This is a genomic window from [Clostridium] hylemonae DSM 15053 (assembly GCF_008281175.1).
Classification (GTDB): domain Bacteria; phylum Bacillota; class Clostridia; order Lachnospirales; family Lachnospiraceae; genus Extibacter; species Extibacter hylemonae.
Map to the genome: position 1 here is coordinate 2,729,185 of NZ_CP036524.1, position 15,804 is coordinate 2,744,988.

Annotated in this window: 22 protein-coding genes and 1 tRNA gene; 3 read left to right on the forward strand and 20 right to left on the reverse strand. The window is 47.0% G+C overall.

Annotated features, from left to right (window positions below; translation table 11 throughout):
• Positions 1-43 precede the first annotated feature (43 nt).
• A complete protein-coding gene (gene pdaA / locus LAJLEIBI_RS12695) occupies positions 44-862 on the forward strand; it encodes a delta-lactam-biosynthetic de-N-acetylase (RefSeq protein ID WP_006442489.1) in 819 nt (272 codons plus the stop codon).
• 82 nt (positions 863-944) lie between these two features.
• A complete protein-coding gene (locus LAJLEIBI_RS12700; protein ID WP_006442490.1) occupies positions 945-1,298 on the forward strand; it encodes a hypothetical protein in 354 nt (117 codons plus the stop codon).
• 63 nt (positions 1,299-1,361) lie between these two features.
• Here the strand turns inward: LAJLEIBI_RS12700 and LAJLEIBI_RS12705 are convergent, their stop codons facing one another.
• The 4 genes from LAJLEIBI_RS12705 to LAJLEIBI_RS12720 all read right to left on the reverse strand — a co-directional run bounded on the left by LAJLEIBI_RS12705 (position 1,362) and on the right by LAJLEIBI_RS12720 (position 4,609).
• A complete protein-coding gene (locus tag LAJLEIBI_RS12705) occupies positions 1,362-2,306 on the reverse strand; it encodes a TDT family transporter (RefSeq protein WP_187120281.1) in 945 nt (314 codons plus the stop codon).
• A gap of 13 nt (positions 2,307-2,319) precedes the next feature.
• A complete protein-coding gene (locus LAJLEIBI_RS12710; RefSeq protein ID WP_006442493.1) occupies positions 2,320-2,793 on the reverse strand; it encodes a C-GCAxxG-C-C family protein in 474 nt (157 codons plus the stop codon).
• 143 nt (positions 2,794-2,936) lie between these two features.
• On the reverse strand, positions 2,937-3,353 hold the full coding sequence (locus LAJLEIBI_RS12715) for an aconitase X swivel domain-containing protein (RefSeq protein ID WP_040434837.1): 417 nt from the start codon (positions 3,351-3,353) through the stop codon (positions 2,937-2,939).
• Between the two features lie 2 nt (positions 3,354-3,355).
• Positions 3,356-4,609: an aconitase X gene (locus tag LAJLEIBI_RS12720; protein WP_006442496.1), complete on the reverse strand. Its 1,254-nt coding sequence runs from the start codon at positions 4,607-4,609 to the stop codon at positions 3,356-3,358.
• 150 nt (positions 4,610-4,759) lie between these two features.
• On the opposite strand from LAJLEIBI_RS12720, the gene LAJLEIBI_RS12725 reads away from it, so the two are divergent.
• Positions 4,760-5,638, forward strand: coding sequence for a LysR family transcriptional regulator (locus tag LAJLEIBI_RS12725; protein ID WP_006442497.1), 879 nt, complete (start codon positions 4,760-4,762; stop codon positions 5,636-5,638).
• Positions 5,639-5,721: 83 nt separating this feature from the next.
• Here LAJLEIBI_RS12725 and LAJLEIBI_RS12730 read toward each other — a convergent pair.
• From LAJLEIBI_RS12730 to LAJLEIBI_RS12805, 16 genes are all read right to left on the reverse strand, one after another.
• Positions 5,722-5,792: transfer RNA gene (locus LAJLEIBI_RS12730), tRNA-Trp, on the reverse strand.
• An 80-nt stretch (positions 5,793-5,872) separates the two neighbouring features.
• Positions 5,873-6,106 (reverse strand): hypothetical protein, encoded by a 234-nt coding sequence (locus tag LAJLEIBI_RS12735; protein WP_006442498.1) that lies wholly within the window; start codon positions 6,104-6,106, stop codon positions 5,873-5,875.
• Positions 6,107-6,219: 113 nt separating this feature from the next.
• Complete coding sequence (locus tag LAJLEIBI_RS12740) at positions 6,220-7,959, reverse strand: sensor histidine kinase (protein ID WP_006442499.1); 1,740 nt, start codon at positions 7,957-7,959, stop codon at positions 6,220-6,222.
• Entirely contained in the window at positions 7,943-8,722 is a 780-nt protein-coding gene (locus LAJLEIBI_RS12745; protein WP_006442500.1) for a response regulator transcription factor, read from the reverse strand. Before LAJLEIBI_RS12745 ends, LAJLEIBI_RS12740 begins: the two co-directional genes overlap by 17 nt.
• 123 nt (positions 8,723-8,845) lie before the next feature.
• On the reverse strand, positions 8,846-9,991 hold the full coding sequence (gene msrB, locus LAJLEIBI_RS12750; RefSeq protein WP_006442501.1) for a peptide-methionine (R)-S-oxide reductase MsrB: 1,146 nt from the start codon (positions 9,989-9,991) through the stop codon (positions 8,846-8,848).
• 161 nt (positions 9,992-10,152) lie between these two features.
• Positions 10,153-10,344, reverse strand: coding sequence for a hypothetical protein (locus tag LAJLEIBI_RS18235; RefSeq protein WP_242654905.1), 192 nt, complete (start codon positions 10,342-10,344; stop codon positions 10,153-10,155).
• Between the two features lie 120 nt (positions 10,345-10,464).
• Positions 10,465-10,815 (reverse strand): hypothetical protein, encoded by a 351-nt coding sequence (locus LAJLEIBI_RS12760; RefSeq protein ID WP_006442503.1) that lies wholly within the window; start codon positions 10,813-10,815, stop codon positions 10,465-10,467.
• A 19-nt stretch (positions 10,816-10,834) separates the two neighbouring features.
• Positions 10,835-11,293 (reverse strand): VOC family protein, encoded by a 459-nt coding sequence (locus LAJLEIBI_RS12765; protein WP_040434839.1) that lies wholly within the window; start codon positions 11,291-11,293, stop codon positions 10,835-10,837.
• Positions 11,294-11,345: 52 nt separating this feature from the next.
• Positions 11,346-11,759 (reverse strand): DUF3788 domain-containing protein, encoded by a 414-nt coding sequence (locus LAJLEIBI_RS12770; RefSeq protein WP_006442505.1) that lies wholly within the window; start codon positions 11,757-11,759, stop codon positions 11,346-11,348.
• Positions 11,760-11,821: 62 nt separating this feature from the next.
• A complete protein-coding gene (locus tag LAJLEIBI_RS12775) occupies positions 11,822-12,280 on the reverse strand; it encodes an efflux RND transporter periplasmic adaptor subunit (RefSeq protein WP_006442506.1) in 459 nt (152 codons plus the stop codon).
• 166 nt (positions 12,281-12,446) lie between these two features.
• Entirely contained in the window at positions 12,447-12,899 is a 453-nt protein-coding gene (locus LAJLEIBI_RS12780; RefSeq protein ID WP_243132951.1) for a GNAT family N-acetyltransferase, read from the reverse strand.
• 141 nt (positions 12,900-13,040) lie between these two features.
• Positions 13,041-13,445 carry a hypothetical protein gene (locus LAJLEIBI_RS12785; protein WP_009273575.1) on the reverse strand — a complete coding sequence of 135 codons (405 nt, stop codon included), beginning with the start codon at positions 13,443-13,445 and terminating at the stop codon, positions 13,041-13,043.
• A 222-nt stretch (positions 13,446-13,667) separates the two neighbouring features.
• Positions 13,668-14,231, reverse strand: a complete 564-nt coding sequence (locus tag LAJLEIBI_RS12790; protein ID WP_040434841.1) for a YdeI/OmpD-associated family protein — start codon at positions 14,229-14,231, stop codon at positions 13,668-13,670.
• 110 nt (positions 14,232-14,341) lie between these two features.
• Positions 14,342-14,605, reverse strand: a complete 264-nt coding sequence (locus tag LAJLEIBI_RS12795) for a DUF3795 domain-containing protein (protein WP_006442512.1) — start codon at positions 14,603-14,605, stop codon at positions 14,342-14,344.
• Positions 14,606-14,687: 82 nt separating this feature from the next.
• On the reverse strand, positions 14,688-15,518 hold the full coding sequence (locus tag LAJLEIBI_RS12800) for a DUF6597 domain-containing transcriptional factor (protein ID WP_040434842.1): 831 nt from the start codon (positions 15,516-15,518) through the stop codon (positions 14,688-14,690).
• A 36-nt stretch (positions 15,519-15,554) separates the two neighbouring features.
• Positions 15,555-15,758 (reverse strand): hypothetical protein, encoded by a 204-nt coding sequence (locus LAJLEIBI_RS12805; protein ID WP_006442515.1) that lies wholly within the window; start codon positions 15,756-15,758, stop codon positions 15,555-15,557.
• Between the last annotated feature and the right edge of the window lie 46 nt (positions 15,759-15,804).

Below are 15,804 nucleotides of genomic sequence, written 5' to 3' on the forward strand. Positions count from 1 at the left end.
TTGAAATATAATTACACAAATCATCGTACGATACGGAGCCGTTATGAAATATCTCTCATCATACAAAAAATGGGGAAAAGTTCTGTTTATCTTTGCAGCAGCCTTTCTGGCCGGTACGCTGGGCGCAAAGGCAGCAGAACATTTTACAGGAGAAAGCGTGCAGACCGCGGCGGACGGAAACTGGGGATTAAGCTTTCAGGAGGACGGACAGCCGCCGGCCGGCAATGCGACAGCCGATGAACTGAAGAAGTTTGACGCTTTCTTTAAAAGCGACACGGAAGACAAAGTGATCTACCTGACTTTTGACTGCGGTTATGAAAATGGAAACACCGCCCCCATTCTCGACGCGTTAAAAAAGCATAAAGTGCCTGCCACTTTCTTTGTCGTCGGCAACTTTATATCTGAAAATCCGGAACTGATCAAACGGATGAAGGAGGAAGGACACATCGTCGGAAATCATACATACACGCATCCCGACATGTCCAAGATCTCCACGAAGGAAGCATTTTCAGACGAACTTGGAAAAGTAGAGACTCTCTATAAAGACATCACCGGAGAAGAGATGACAAAATATTACCGGCCGCCTCAAGGGAAATACAGCGAAGGCAATCTGCAGATGGCTAAAGACATGGGATATAAGACCTTTTTCTGGAGTCTCGCCTACGTGGACTGGTACCAGGATAAGCAGCCGACCAAAGAAGAGGCTTTTGACAAACTGCTGAAGCGGATCCACCCCGGCGCTGTCGTTCTGCTTCACAGCACCTCTTCCACAAATGCGCAGATTCTTGACGAACTGCTCACGAAGTGGGAAGAGATGGGCTACAGTTTCCAGCCGCTTGACAAACTGTCAAAGACAAAATAACTCTCCCGCGCCAGTTACAGGCATCCTTGCAAAGCAGCCGCATCTCTGTTATTGTAATAACAGATGAGGAGGTATGTGTATCATGTTGGAACGTTTGTTAAAGTATCCGGGATTTATATACCGCATAGACGGAACCTTTTATTATCTCGGAAAATGGATCTGTAAAGAATGCACGGATACAGAGGCGTCAGATTGTGTGCCAATGTATGAGATGTGCCGCTCGGAGAAGGAAGATGCCGAGGCGGGAATGTATTTCCATAAGATCCGCGCCTACAGTGATTTCGCCCTGGATATCCCGTACGATCCGGCGCTCATCCGGGAACATATGACTGCTCTTGTGGACGGACTTTCCCCGGATGCCAGAAAGGATCTTTCCGGCCAGATTGAGCGCTTTGAGGAAGATCACGGAAAATACTGCGGGAAACTGCCTGCATAATAAAAACAAAAGAATCCTGCACACGATACAGTATGTGTATTTGTGTGCAGGATCTTATTTTTATTAAGTTGTTGTCTCTACATGGGCCGCTTTCTGTTCCCCGGGCTGTCTGCAGACTGACGCGATATAGCGTATGAGCGCATATATAGTCAGCACAGCAGCTATTATCGTCTCTATGAGCACTACATAGTTTAGAAACGGCAGCGGTGTCCCCATATTTGCAAGACATGCCGCCGTCATCTTCATGCCAATGGCGGTAATGACAAACGGGAACGTAAATGCCGCGTAACTTGGATAAAATCTCATCTTCAGAAAAGCCGGGAGCCTGACGAGCACCACCAGATAGATCAGCGTGGAAAGTATGGCCAGAAAGCTTATCATCACAACAGATTTCGGCTGTACCGACTGTATATATCCCGCCAGACAAAGACTTGCCGGCGCTGTATAAATACAAAACAGCGGCTGTACCGGTTCCGGCATATTTTTATACTTCATATAACGGTATGTAACGAGGGCCAGAAGCACAAGCAGCGCGGCAAAACCAAACCAGAATAAAACCGTTCCGGTCCCCGTCCTTCCAAATGCCGGCGCTGTAACGCTGGCCACTACAATTCCGACATATACAATGTAATAGCTGGCAAATACTTTCGTCATATCAAGATGAACCATAAACTTTGCCGTAAAATAGACGATCAGCACAATATGCAGTACAATAGCGGCATACCAGATAATGTCCGCACCACTGTTAAGGTACGGCTTAGCATAGCCCGCCAGAAGCATGAGCGCCATCGTAAAAGTACCGGACACGCTTGCCGTGACCGGATTCTTCATATCTTCCGCAAACTGTTTCGGATACAGGATCACTTTCAAAAGTACAAGAAGTCCTGTCACAGCGGCAATGGCCCCGCAGACAAGCCGCACCCCTTCGGAGTAAGACTGGAGCAGATTTCCAAGGGCCGCCATACCAAGCATGACGCCTGTCACAGGCAGAGGGATTCTTTTTATCACAACTCTTCCCTCCCTATTCGTCTGTATTCTTGAGGCCTTTTTCGCGGATGATCATCTCCGCGACTTTTCCGGCCACCATTCCTGTAAAACGTACACACTGCTCTTTGTGCTCTCCCTGCCCCATATCAAATTCTTTTGTCAGGATCCTGCAGCAGATTGCATTCTTCCCGCTTGCCTCTTTAAACCAGTCGTGCAGTTCCTTAGACAGCCTCATCGTCTCTTCCACCTGCGGGTCTTTCTGTACCGTTCTCCCGAACACAAGGCCGATCGCCATAACTCCGCCTGAAACTGCTCCGCACAGACATTTTGACCGCCCGATCCCGACCGGAAATCCGGATGCCATAGATATGACGGCCTCCGGTACATCGATCTCAAAATTGCTGCGGATGGAACTTACGACAGCCTCCGAGCAGAAAAATCCGTTTCTGAACAGATCTTCCGCATCTTTCGTGATCTTTGCCACACTCACTTCACTCTTTACATTCATAAATCCATTCCTCCTGCTGCGTTTTTTATCATTTGTATTACAGCATTTATTCTACCGTATCAGAGCCTGGCTGTCTTATTGATTTCTCATACGTACGGATGGATTTATTGATTAATTCTATACGTTATGCATCAGGAAACGTTTTATTCCCCTATACAGATACTGTCCTTCGTGAACGTGACGATATCCCCTGATCTCAGCAGCGTATACTCTTCTTTTGAGACGGTGCGCAGCGCCATGCCCCGTCCATACATTTTCTGTCCGATCAACGGCCCCAGCGCCAGTACCGGTTCCGCTTCTATGCATAAGATTGCCGCCGGAGCGGTGCCTGTCTTTACCATTTCTATGAGCACACCGGAACCGGAGCAGGATCCCCTGTCATAGGGGATACACAGTATCTTCCCCGTAAGATTCTCTCCGCGCAGGTCGTGATGGACGTCAATGATCTCTCCTGACGCAGGATCTACCCCGCCCCAGAAGCTCAGAGGGTCCTGTGAGACAAGCGCCTCCCCTTTTACTTCCCCTTCCAGCAGCACTTTAAAGTCTTTTATCTCCTTCATGATCACGCCTCCTTTGGTTTTTTTCCTGTGACGGCTGCCTCTACACAGCCTGCCATATCCGCCATCGTTATCTTCACGCCATTGATCGCAGGTGCATATTGAGCGGCTTTGCCCGAATTCGTGACAAAATGCTTGCCCCGCCAGATGCCGTTATATTCCATCTCCATCAGACAGGTGTCTCTCACAAGCATGGCGCCGGCCTTTTCTATTACCTCCACATACCCGGCAAGTGACGCAAGCTCATAGATCGGATGACTCGTCTGGATCCAGAATTCGGTTCCTTCATGCACTTTTTTTCCTTCTATCCCGCACGCAATTTCTTTGATCTCCTGGAAGGACAGATGCGGGCATCCCATCAAAACCATATCCACCTTTTCCGTATCCCCGGTGTTGAGCCTGGCCCTCATCTGCGCGACTTCTGCAGGCGTGATCTCTACTGTCTCATATGTTGTCTTTCCATGGAACGCCGCCTCAAGAGTGGGCGCCTCGGGTGTCAGGCCCACTGCATGGAAAAGACTGGTCGCCCCTCCCGACGCCGCGGCGGCTGAAAAAGCCTTCAGCTGATCGGGCATAGTGCTTTCCGGAAGCCCGAGCACAACAGGAACCCTGTTGACCGCAGTCTCCCCGACCAGATAACCTAATACCGCGTAATCGACCGTGTCCCGGAAAGCGCTACCGTCAAACCCCTTTAGTGTGAAGAGAATCTCCCCGGCCCGGTTTTCTTCCAGATACAGCCCGTACTCCGGTACCCGTCCGGCCACGGCGCAGCACACGTCCACCAGATCCGGCAGGCGTTCTGTCCTGGCTCCTACGACTGAATTCACATAGTTTACTGCATTTGATTCCGACCAGCTTACATTTTCGCCAAAGACAGGAACGTTCGTGCACTGGTATGGCGCGCACGTCCAGGTCGGGTTTACGCCAAGTTTCATATATGCCTTTCTGAGCCGTTCACATTTTTCCGCAAATGCTTCGGAGGTATACTGTTCCCTCCATCTCCTTGTATCCATGGACATCGGATTGATGGTCGTGGGAACCGAAACCTTTGCCCCTTTGTCCGCTAAATATTCCACAAATTCAGTCCCTGCATCCCAAATTGTCGTGTAGGCCGCCGCATCAATGTGCGCGTTCTTTACCGGCAGAAATCTCTCTGCCCCGTAAAGTCCGCCCATCTTGACAAGAATTTCAATTGCAGCCTGCATGCCTTCTCCATATCTGCCGTCCAGCATTTCCTGTTCATATTCCGTTAATTGCATTCTTCCATCTCCTTTTCTTAAAATATCTTGCCGTACAGAAATAAAACCTTTATATTATTAATCATACAAGGTTTTTCTGACTTTGCAATTTAAAGAAATTTAAGGAGCTATTGATATTTTTAAAGGATAAAAATACGAGGTCACTATAAAATGAACAAATACAGAATCATACTGGACGTATATAAGACACACAGCATATCAAAAACTGCCGGAAGACTGAATTATACGCAGTCGGCGATCAGCCAGGCGATCAAAAACTTTGAAAATGAACTTGGGTTTCAGATATTCCGCCGCTCCAAAGCAGGTATGGAGCTGATCTCCGGCATGGAAGAGATCATACAGTCTCTGGAGAACATCTGCCATGAAGAAGACAAGCTCAGCAAGTTCGCCAAAAACCTGACGAGTCTGGACAGCGGTTACATACGCATCGGCTCTGTACAGAGCGTCTCCTACAACTGGCTGCCCAATCTGATCAAGGACTTTTCCGACAAATACCCGAATATCCGCTTTGAACTCATGATCGACGGAATCGCTCCTCTTAAAGCAAAGCTTGACAATGAACAGCTGGACTGTGTCTTCACTTCCAAATATATGCTGCCCGGTTATCCGTTTAAACAGATGGACGAGGATGAAATGATGCTCGTCATGCCGGAAAACCACAGGCTGGCGGGAAGAGAGACCATCTCTGTGTCAGAGATCGATTATGAGAATTTTGTCATGTCGGCAAACGGACTTGATGAAGAGGCAGGTATCATATTTGAGGAAAATCACATTATCCCAAAAGTACAGTATGAGCCGACGGAGGATTTTGCCGCGCTGAAAATGGTGGAACTCGGATTCGGCCTCACGATCATTCCGAAGCTTTTTTTGACCGGCACCACCTTCCGCGTATATGCCTGTCCGTTTGAAGAACATTACTCCAGAATACTTGGGATCGCGTACGCTCCGGACAAACCGCTCTCTCCCGCGACCCGGAAATTCCTGGATTACATAAAAACGTGGGAGCTGCCGCGGCAGTACAGAACTTAGGACGTCTGATCCTGCATATTCTGCAGTGAACAAAAAAGTCCCGGACCGCTTCTTGTTAACAGCTGTCCGGGACTTTTTTTATACAGGGGATGAGGGAATCGAACCCCCGCCAAAGGTTTTGGAGACCCCTATCATACCACTTGACCAATCCCCTAAGTGATATTGCTCACTAAATATTTATATCATATGTCAGGCTCGTTTGTCAATGAAAATTTGTGCTCACTGGGCACTCGCTTACTCTTCCATTTCTACGAGCAGATAAAAACCTTTTTCTGTCTTCTCGATCTTCCTGATAATTCCGCTGCGGGACTTGATTCTCTCGGATGTCCTGTAGATGCCTGACATAGCGATGGACGGCTCCACCAGGTATGTGTACTGTCCGGTCACCGCACTTCTCTCGCTCACCTCTACTTCCTGGCCCTCTTCGACCAGACCTTCTCTTTCCATTTTAAAACGCTCTGTTCTCATATGGGGTCAAACTCCTTTTTCACATATTAATATTTTTAATGTCCGCAAGATTATATTATACTCTTTCGCACATTTTTTCAACTTTCCTTCTGTACAGATACGACAGACCAGAGTTACCTCACACTTGGAACACTTTTGACCTGCCTGCCGACCGTAAGCCGCACGGTGCACCCCGCGCCCGGAGCAGAGTCGACCGTGACTCCATAATCCGGCCCATAAAGGAGCTTGAGGCGGCCGTCCACGTTTTGCAGGCCTACCCCATTTTTCCGGGACGCATCCTTGCCGGCCGGCGCAGCAGTATCGAAGCCCACGCCATTATCCGCCACGGTAAAGACAAGACGGTCTCCGTCCTCCTGCACCGTCACAGTGACCTTCCCGGGTCCGTCCATCGGCTTGATACCATGGTAGATGCTGTTTTCCACGACCGGCTGGAGAATGATCTTTGGTACGGTGTAGTCCATCAGTTCCTCCGGCGCGGATATTTCATAGCTGAGCTTCTCCTCATACCGCTCTTTTTGGATATACAGATACTGGCGCACATGCTCCAGCTCATCGGCCACGGTGACCATCTCCCGGCCGCCGCCGAGGGACAGACGAAAGAAAGCGGCCAGAGACTTGGTGAGGGCGATGACCTTTCTGCTGTCGCCAAACTCTGCCATCCAGACGATGGTATCCAAAGTATTGTAGAGAAAATGAGGGTTGATCTGGCTCACCAGGACATTGAGCTCCGACTGCCGCAGCGTCTTTTCCTTCTCCGAGACTTCTTCCATCAACTCCCGCACACGGCGGATCATCCGGTTGTAATTCCCGGCAAGCAGCTCCATCTCGGTAAATCCGTGCCTGTGCACGCTGATCTCCGCCAGCTTTTCGATCTCATTCATACCCCGTTTCAGATCAGCTACGGGCGCGGCCAGCCGGCGGGTAAAGAGAACGCACAACAGCAGCACAGCGCCAAAAAGCAGTACGCCGGTCAGCAGCACCGCCTCAAACAGCTGCTGTTCCAGCATGCGCAGAGTATCCAAAGACACCACGCCCACCATGGTCCAGCCGGCATTCTCGATCCGCGTCTGGTAGGTGAGCATATTCTGCTCTTTGTCGTAACTGTCGCCTTCTGCCAGAACCGCCTGCAGCTGTTTCTGCTTGTCCGGGTCGGAAAAGTAGCTTGTGTCTTTGTCATACACCAGTTCACCTTTGTCATTGAGGAGGAACACGTAGCCCTCCGTCCCCAGATCCAGGCGGCTCAGATGATCCTCAACAACACTGTATTTCATATCCATCAGCAGGACGCCCAGATTTTCACCGGCGGCTCCGGTGATCTCCGTGCTGATCGAGATCACCCAGTTATCCTTGTCGTCGGAAAAGCTCTGCATCCGCGCTCCGGTGAGGACGGGCATCGTGTTGTGGATGGATTCTATGTACCAGTCCTCCTTCATCATATCCTCCGAAACCGACATATCGAGGTCCGCTTCGTTGGAGAGGATGCGCCCATCCTTGGAGACCACGACAACTGACTTAATGGCGCCGTCATTGTGAAGCAGGGCGCCGATACGGGACAGCAGACCTTCCCTCGGGCCTTCATCGTTCCCGGAAAGGTATTGCCGGAGCGTAGGGTCGCTGGCAAAGACGTTAGATTCTCCTTTGACGCGCGCGATATAGGTGGAAAGGTTCGTTCCGCTTAACTCCAGCAGCTCATGGGTTTTGGAAACAGTCTCATCCATCAGCAGATTGACCGAGAAGAAATAGACTGCCCCGCTCAGAATCAGGATGACTGCCAGTCCCGTGCCCAGAAAAAACAGAGGCAGCTGCACGCTGAACCGCCGGAGCCAGCCGTGAATGCTACGCTTCTTTTCCATGTCCCGCCTCCGTTCTGAACGCCGTAGGCGTTTTCCCATATTTGCGCCGGAAGCATACGCTGAAATAGTTCGGATCATCGATGCCCACTGCCGCCGCGATCTCGTAATTTTTCATCCGTGTGGACAAGAGCAGGATCTTTGCCCGTCCAAGCCTGAGGTCCAGAAAATAATCCCTGAAATTTGCGCCGAAATGCTTTTTAAACAGAGTGCTCAAATAGCTGATGCTGTACCCCAGCTCGTCCGCCATAGCGCTGAGAGAAAACCCGGCGTCGGTCAGATGCTCCTCCAGAGATTTGGCCATCTGCGCACGTACACCGGCATCACCGCCGGCACCCGCGCCCGCCGCCAGCTTATTTACTTCCTGCCGCACAGCCGCCAGACTGTCCGCTTCTTTCTTTTTCTCCACCAGACGGAAAAGAAGCGTCTGGATGTCGTCCCGGGAGAGCGGCTTTAACACATAATCGTCCACCCCCACCTTGATGGCGCGGATAGCGTAATCCAGATAATCATACCCTGTTATCACAGCAGCCTTGACGGAAGGATCCCGCTCCTTTGCACGGCGGCAGAATTCCAGGCCGTCCATTTTGGGCATGTTGATGTCGGCCAGGATCAGATCGATCTGTTCTTCCTCTAAAATGGCGATGGCTTCCTCACCGTTTTCGGCCTCAAAAAGCCTGCTGATACCAAGGCCGTCAAAATCGATAAACGTCCGGATCCCCCGGCGGATGATGCTTTCATCGTCCACGACCAGCAGCTGATACATTCCGCCGCCCCCTTTCCTTTCCGGCTCTGTCTACGCTCCTTCGCATCGGGCCGGTCACTTTATTTTTTATTATACAGCACTGGAACCCACAGAACAAGTCTGTGAGTCCCGGTGCCTTTTCCACTATTCAAAAATCTGAAGCAGATATCCGTATCCCTCGGCCTCTAAGTCTTCATACGGAATAAAACGGAGGGAGGCGCTGTTGATGCAGTAACGCAGTCCTCCTGTCTCGGCGGGACCGTCTTCAAAGACATGGCCCAGATGGGAGTCTCCGGCGCGGCTTCTCACCTCTGTCCGTGTCATGTTGAATTGTGTGTCGGTTTTCTCCGTCACTACCTCTGGAATGAGCGGCTTTGAAAAGCTGGGCCAGCCACAGCCGGACTCAAACTTGTCCTCTGAGCTGAACAGCGGCTCTCCTGTGACCACATCCACATAGACTCCCTTGTCGAATTGGCCTGTATACTCGTTCGTATAAGGGCGCTCTGTGTCCCCTGACTGGGTGACGCTGTATTGAATATCTGTCAGCTTCTTTTTCAGATCTTTGTCGCTTGGCGCCGGGTAATCTTCCGCTTTGATGAGGCTGGACAGATCGGTCTTACCCAGACCCTCTTCTTCAATGAATTCATCGGCATCGCCGAGATTGATGTGGCAGTATCCCCCCGGATTCTTATCCAGATAGTCCTGATGGTAATCTTCCGCCAGATAAAAGTTATCGAGCGGCATCACTTCGGTGGCGATCTTCTTTTTATAGTTCTCCTGCTGTCTGGCAACTGCGGCGTCAGCAACATCCTTATCGGCTTCATCCGTATAGTAGATGCCGGAGCGGTACTGGCTCCCTCTGTCATTTCCCTGCCTGTCGACACTGGTAGGATCCACCACCTTAAAAAATCCGTCTAAAATCTGTTCCGTCGAGATGCGGGACGTGTCATAAACTACCTTGACTGTTTCCGCGTGGCCTGTGTTCTTGTAACACACTTCCTCGTAGGTCGGATCTTCCGTCGTTCCATTTGCATAGCCCACATCGGTGTCATAGACGCCGGGCAGCTTTTTCATGTAGGCCTCAAGCCCCCAGAAGCAGCCGCCGGCCAGATAAATCGTATGCAGATCTTCTTCTTTTACCGTCATTTTTTCTTCCTTTCCTGCCGGCGATCCCCCGGCGTCTCCTTTTGTGTTCGTTGTATTATGGGGCGCGGCGGAACAGCCTGCCAAAACCGTCATAATGATAGCCAGTATTCCCACGCCCGGCGATATCATCCATCTTTTTTTCATAACGTTCTCCTCCTTTCTGCCTTTATTCTACGCCCGGCCGGGAGAGATTGTAATGGAATGGCTTTCGATGTTCCTTTGATTTCTTGTGAGTGTACCGCCGTGGTCCTGACATATAAGCCGCCTACACCCACCCGTAAAACGGGCTGCCGGCGAACCGGCTCTTAACTATAGTATTTCCTTCTTTTTTCCGTTTCTTCAGGTTCTTCTTCATCAAGTTCTTGAACCTGCACACTCCCTTTTCCCGATAGGGTCTCCAGCACCTTACGTATTTCATTTTGGGCTGCGGGACCCGAAGTCAGGGAAAGACTTACCATTAGAATGAGAAATAATTTATATATCTTTTTTTTAATCATATTCCTCCAGTTCATGCCTATTTGTATACGAAAATAAAGCCATTCTTTGTTCTAAAATGACTTATAATCCTCATGTCAGCATATATTTACATTTTGTACATGATCTGATATAGAATTGATTCAATTGTCCAGACGTACCTTCTGATTAATTAATGTCCATCCATCAGGCAATAATATAGATGAAGTCAGAACATAAAAAAGAAAAGCTATAATAAGAAAAGGAAGCAAACGGATTCCCTTAGGGATAGCTGTGGTCAATGGGGCTGCGCATATATTCCTCGTTATAGTTTCATTATAAGGATTATGTTCTGAAACCGCCCATGGCTCATTTACAGTTGTCTTATCTGATAATTCATAAAAATTATAAGCACTGCACAAGAACACATTCATAGTTAAGCACACAGCAAAAAGAAGCATGAGGAAAGAAACTCTAATGCGAGACAGATGATTTTTCATATTATTCTTTTCCATTATACATACCTTCTTTTATTCACAGACACTGCTGCACAAATTCCACAGGGTGTTGGATGATCTCTGATACCTCCTCAACAGAAAGTCCTTGAGATAAATAACGTTTTGCAATCACTTCCATTGATTCACCAATCTCGATCATATGATAATCAGGGTCATAGATCCTGACGACTCTTTGCTGCCATTCATGCTTCTTAGGAGAATGTACTAGCTCAACTTCTTTATGCTTCTCCAAAAGGTTTAAAAACTCATCAAAATCATCTACTTCAAAATACAACTCCATATTATGTGAATTTCTAATAACAGAGTCAGGGTCGATATCAGTAAGCCATGCAAAATCTTGTTGTATCGCAAACCCACCGCTAAAAGTCACATTTCTGCCTAAATCTAACACAACTTCCTGCTCAAAGAGCTCTTTGTAAAATTTTTTGGACACTTCAACATCCTGGACCGCCAATAAAGGTAATTCAAATTTCATTTTATACATCCTTCCATTTAATAAATAATCTTCCGTTCAACAGTGACAGTATTTATGATGCACACTTTATTTCCAGCATCTTTTGTATATCGCAATAATGAGCTTCACCGGTAACTCGATAATGAAGCCAGCCGCCATCCCCACAAGGATATTTATTGTCGATACATTCTTTCGTTTCCTTCTCCATCTGATCATATATCAAATGATATTGTTCATTTGACAATCGGATCATAACGGTAAAGGCGCCATTCTCCGCAAACACATTGCAGATCAACTTTTTCTTCTTTCTGTGGGCAACTGCCCAGCCATAGTTATTTCCATAGGGAAAAGAAATCTCCTGCGTAGTATTACATACATTTAACAACCATTCATTTATTCGGACAAACCGTTCCATACCTTTGCCGCAGTACGCGGCCATGTCATCAAATGCCGGTCTATTCTGTTTGTCAAGCATTCTTTCATACATGATCTTCCCCCTCTGTCCCTTAAGGTGTCACTTTTGCCTTTCGCTTTCAAAAATGCAGTTTTTCAGATGCGCTCGGCATGTATCTGTGCATTTATATACCATTCTCCATCATCTTTTACCGTAACATTCTGCCAATGAAATTTATCATCATCGATCTTGACAAAAACCCACTTTCTTTTTTCATCATTTATGTAAGTAAGAACTATCATTTCGTCTTGTTTTCTTGCTTCAAGCCGTATTATTTTCCCAGTATAACCGTAAGCTACATCCCATGTATGCGTATCAGGATTGTAGATACGAAGTGAGGTTCCATATTCATAACCGGGCAGGATAATGACATCCTGCACTGCCATTCCTTCAAGAACCCATGCAAAATGCCATTCACCTTCGATTGTACGGGAATTATCACTCTCAACATAATTGATCTTCCAACTGCCGATGAGTTTTCCAAAATAATTAAACTCTTCGGGCAGTGCTGTGTTTTTTCTTTCGCTCGTGAGAGCTTCAAAAAAATCTTTCATATACTAACTCCCTTTCATATTCAAATTTCCGGATAAATTTTAGTTTATCGAGCACGTTCTATCCGCAAAAGCCCCCTTATTTAATAAGGTAATGCGTAGTTCAATCAGAACGACAAGCTAGAAGTTGACTGTCTTCTATTAGAGCAGATCTTTCCTTACTTAATATTCAAGGCAAAAGTTTTACATAGATCTCTTTTTCCGTGTCAAGTACAAAGCCACAGGACAGCAGCAGACCGCAGGACGCCTTATTTTCCGGCTCCGGTTGCACCACAATTCTTTTGGCATCAGGATGGTGAGCAATCCTGTTTGTCAATTCCGCCACAATCATTTTGCCAAAGCCATTGCGGAGGCAGTCGGATTCCCCAATCATGTAGTCTATGCTGTAAGACCCGCCCAACTCTGTGTAGCCCTCCCACAGCTCGTCGCTGTCTTTGCAGGCGTAATACTGGCAAAATCCGATGGGCTGACCTTCATGTTCCACAATGAAGTGGTGAATCCAGCAAAACTCACCGTCCTGCTCCTCAACTTCATCGATCCAATCCAATGGATCGTGGTACCACCTGGCAACGTGTGGCGTATACAGCCATTTCTTGAAAATGGGCAAATCCGTCTGTTCCATTTTTCTAAGTTGAATCATATCTTCCTTCACAACCTTTCTCATCCTGTCTTACCCTGTTGTATGGCTTCCTGTAGGTACATGACTGCCTTATTTCAATAAATCGTACTCAAACGACCCTGCAAACTGGAATTTGTATATAACTTAACTTTCATCATGGATATTTTCTAATCCATATTTATTTACTAATAACAAGTAACAAAAACCTAGTAAAGTTCCAACTATACCGTATATAGCATCTATTATATCAGTTGTGTTCATAAAACCCATTACTGTTTCACATATAATATTTGCGATAATAATAAACAAGCCCAATATAATTATTTTTTTAAATGTCATTTTTTGCAAAATCCAAGTAAAACCAACACCTAAATAGAATATTAAACTTAATGCAAAATTTGAAATATGAGAATTTATTTCTGCATTGATAACTACTATCTCATTATTGAAAGCACTTATCCAACGTATGATTGCTAGTATAGCAGCAAATAAAATTAAACAATTATACATGATTTTTATTATCTTTTTGGGCTTTAATTTATCGTTCATTATCTTACTTTGCTCCCTTAACAAATTCATATTTTCTCCTTATTCCTCATCCACCTCGACAAACTGAATATAGGAGAGTATATTTAAAAATGATTCATATTGCTCTATAAAATTTATACCAGAGGTAATCAGCCATACTGAACAGTGCCCATAGAAATACCAGATGTGATAGAATGTCTGCGGCATCCGGTACTTCGTTTTCAAATCTGTTTTATACCTGATTCACATTGGTTTTAAATTTCTATTGAGCCTGTCCACCATCCAAATAATTCTCTTTTCACGTCCAGCGTCTGTCTTTGCATCAAGGTATGCCCGTGTATAAGTTTTCTTTACAGATGGAGACATAGCCTGAAAATTTGTGTAAGCGGGCTCGTACCCTTCCAACAATGCGGACAGGCAGGCAATCTGTTCCTCTGTAATGATTGCCAGAGGGTTTGAAGCCTCCCACTGACCATTCTTCTTGGCCTCATCTATCTTCTTCCTGCCAAAATCAGTCATAAGCCCTCGTTCCTCAAGGTTTTTCACCAATGCTTTATTCTTTTCTGACCATTTACTGTTCTTTCTCCGCAGTGAAAAATATTTCTTATAAGTCTTATCATCAATCTTTTCCATCTGTCCGTCGATCCAGCCAAAACAAAGAGCTTCTTCCAGGGCCTGCCCTGCTTTTATAGTTTTTGGCCCGCCAGCCTTACCGAACAAAAGCCAAATGCCATCATCTGTAAGACAATGCTCACGGAGCCATTCACGAAATTCTTCTCTGTTGGCAAATTTTATTGTTTCGTTTATGATAATCCCTCCTTATCGTTTGCCGCGCCATCACAGGCAGGCGATGCTCCCGGCACTGCCGATCTGATCACAGACATATTCTACAAATTCCAGATTTGAAGCCATAATAATCAACTGCCTTTTACCCAGCGTTCGCACTGTTCAATCCGCTTGCCGCCATCGCCCTGCTTTTCGTCATAGGCAAACTGTTTCAGCAGGGCGCAGGGGAATTCACCGCACTGCCCGCAGTGCTCATGCCCTCTGGTCTCACAGCAGTCTTTTACAGGACAGCTGTCTCCCCAAAATGGCTTGTCAATATGTACACATCCCTTACAACCCGTTTTTTCCCTATATCCGCACTCACCGCACAGAATACCACATCTTGATTCAATCATAATACAATCCTCCAATTCCTGTCTTTTTGTGTATCAATATAGCATGAATTCATGGATCTGTATTGAAGAAAAACGACATGGATCATCTGCTCTCCAGCGCTTCCAGTCTCGCCTGGGACGGCCACAGGCCGTGGAAGCGCTTAAACTCATTGAGCAGATGGGACTGATCCGCATAGCCATATCTTTCCACAGCCTCCTGTACGTTGAAATGCTCTTTTAGGATAACCTCCCGCCACACATTCTGATAACGAACCAGACTGGCCGTCCGCTTGATAGAAATGCCAACCTCCTGTTTGAACATCCGCTCCATCTGACGCTGGCTTACGGCACTGTATCCGCAGATATCACTGACCCGGGCCCGGCCTTTTGAACGCAGCAGGTATTCGATGGAGTTATACAGATTCGGATTATATCCTTCCGGCTGAAAAATGCCCAGCAGGTACGTTTCCATACATGCGATCAGCTCCTCAAGAGAGCGGCAGTAAAGCAGTTTTTCAAACTCAGTATTGCACCCGGGCATCAGCAATTCCAAATCCAAGGCCTGATTACATAAACCATTCATATCCAGTTTCAGAAACCGCCGCACCGCCCAAAATGGAAAGCGGACCGCGAAGCGTAAGACTGTCTCCTTCTCTTTTCCCTGTCCTACCATAACAGTATCATCCTGAATCCCATACAGCATACTTTTGACAGTCTGCTTCGTGTAGTTCATGTCGATAATAATATCCATGCATGTATCCGGGATCACTCGGATCAGCTGTTCATCTCTGTCTCCTTCTGTACCTTCCGACGACCAGAAGCAGCGTACATAGGGCCGCAGCGGTTTACAGGGGATATGTTCCTCATAGGTCCTGTTTCGGAGGAATGGCCGGGCGGTCAGCGGGCAGTATTGCGTTATGAATTTTGGCGTCATCTATTTGTCCTCCTATTCCTAGCCCGCCGATGGCTTTTAAACCAAACATATTAAAATAATTATATCAGGAAGCTGCGGTTTACGATACCTTTCATTCGTCTTTTCACTCTGCACTTTCATTCCTAAAGCGTAAAAATAAAGCTGTGCCTCCTCCCCGGCTGCTGTCAAATATATTCTTCCATCGTCTCCGGCACAGACCTGCAGAAATGGTTCTGATTTTATTCTTAAATGTTCTTCCACACTTTGGACAACGCCACATATCCTTACTCCTCTCAAAGATAATGTA

Coding starts and splice junctions, on each gene's coding strand:
- pdaA (WP_006442489.1), top strand. CDS start 44: ATGAAATATCTCTCATCATACAAAAAATGGGGAAAAGTTCTGTTTATC.
- LAJLEIBI_RS12700 (WP_006442490.1), top strand. CDS start 945: ATGTTGGAACGTTTGTTAAAGTATCCGGGATTTATATACCGCATAGAC.
- LAJLEIBI_RS12710 (WP_006442493.1), bottom strand. CDS start 2,793: ATGAATGTAAAGAGTGAAGTGAGTGTGGCAAAGATCACGAAAGATGCG.
- LAJLEIBI_RS12715 (WP_040434837.1), bottom strand. CDS start 3,353: ATGAAGGAGATAAAAGACTTTAAAGTGCTGCTGGAAGGGGAAGTAAAA.
- LAJLEIBI_RS12720 (WP_006442496.1), bottom strand. CDS start 4,609: ATGCAATTAACGGAATATGAACAGGAAATGCTGGACGGCAGATATGGA.
- LAJLEIBI_RS12725 (WP_006442497.1), top strand. CDS start 4,760: ATGAACAAATACAGAATCATACTGGACGTATATAAGACACACAGCATA.
- LAJLEIBI_RS12735 (WP_006442498.1), bottom strand. CDS start 6,106: ATGAGAACAGAGCGTTTTAAAATGGAAAGAGAAGGTCTGGTCGAAGAG.
- LAJLEIBI_RS12740 (WP_006442499.1), bottom strand. CDS start 7,959: ATGGAAAAGAAGCGTAGCATTCACGGCTGGCTCCGGCGGTTCAGCGTG.
- LAJLEIBI_RS12745 (WP_006442500.1), bottom strand. CDS start 8,722: ATGTATCAGCTGCTGGTCGTGGACGATGAAAGCATCATCCGCCGGGGG.
- msrB (WP_006442501.1), bottom strand. CDS start 9,991: ATGAAAAAAAGATGGATGATATCGCCGGGCGTGGGAATACTGGCTATC.
- LAJLEIBI_RS18235 (WP_242654905.1), bottom strand. CDS start 10,344: ATGATTAAAAAAAAGATATATAAATTATTTCTCATTCTAATGGTAAGT.
- LAJLEIBI_RS12760 (WP_006442503.1), bottom strand. CDS start 10,815: ATGGAAAAGAATAATATGAAAAATCATCTGTCTCGCATTAGAGTTTCT.
- LAJLEIBI_RS12765 (WP_040434839.1), bottom strand. CDS start 11,293: ATGAAATTTGAATTACCTTTATTGGCGGTCCAGGATGTTGAAGTGTCC.
- LAJLEIBI_RS12770 (WP_006442505.1), bottom strand. CDS start 11,759: ATGTATGAAAGAATGCTTGACAAACAGAATAGACCGGCATTTGATGAC.
- LAJLEIBI_RS12775 (WP_006442506.1), bottom strand. CDS start 12,280: ATGAAAGATTTTTTTGAAGCTCTCACGAGCGAAAGAAAAAACACAGCA.
- LAJLEIBI_RS12780 (WP_243132951.1), bottom strand. CDS start 12,899: ATGGAACAGACGGATTTGCCCATTTTCAAGAAATGGCTGTATACGCCA.
- LAJLEIBI_RS12785 (WP_009273575.1), bottom strand. CDS start 13,445: ATGAACGATAAATTAAAGCCCAAAAAGATAATAAAAATCATGTATAAT.
- LAJLEIBI_RS12795 (WP_006442512.1), bottom strand. CDS start 14,605: ATGATTGAATCAAGATGTGGTATTCTGTGCGGTGAGTGCGGATATAGG.
- LAJLEIBI_RS12800 (WP_040434842.1), bottom strand. CDS start 15,518: ATGACGCCAAAATTCATAACGCAATACTGCCCGCTGACCGCCCGGCCA.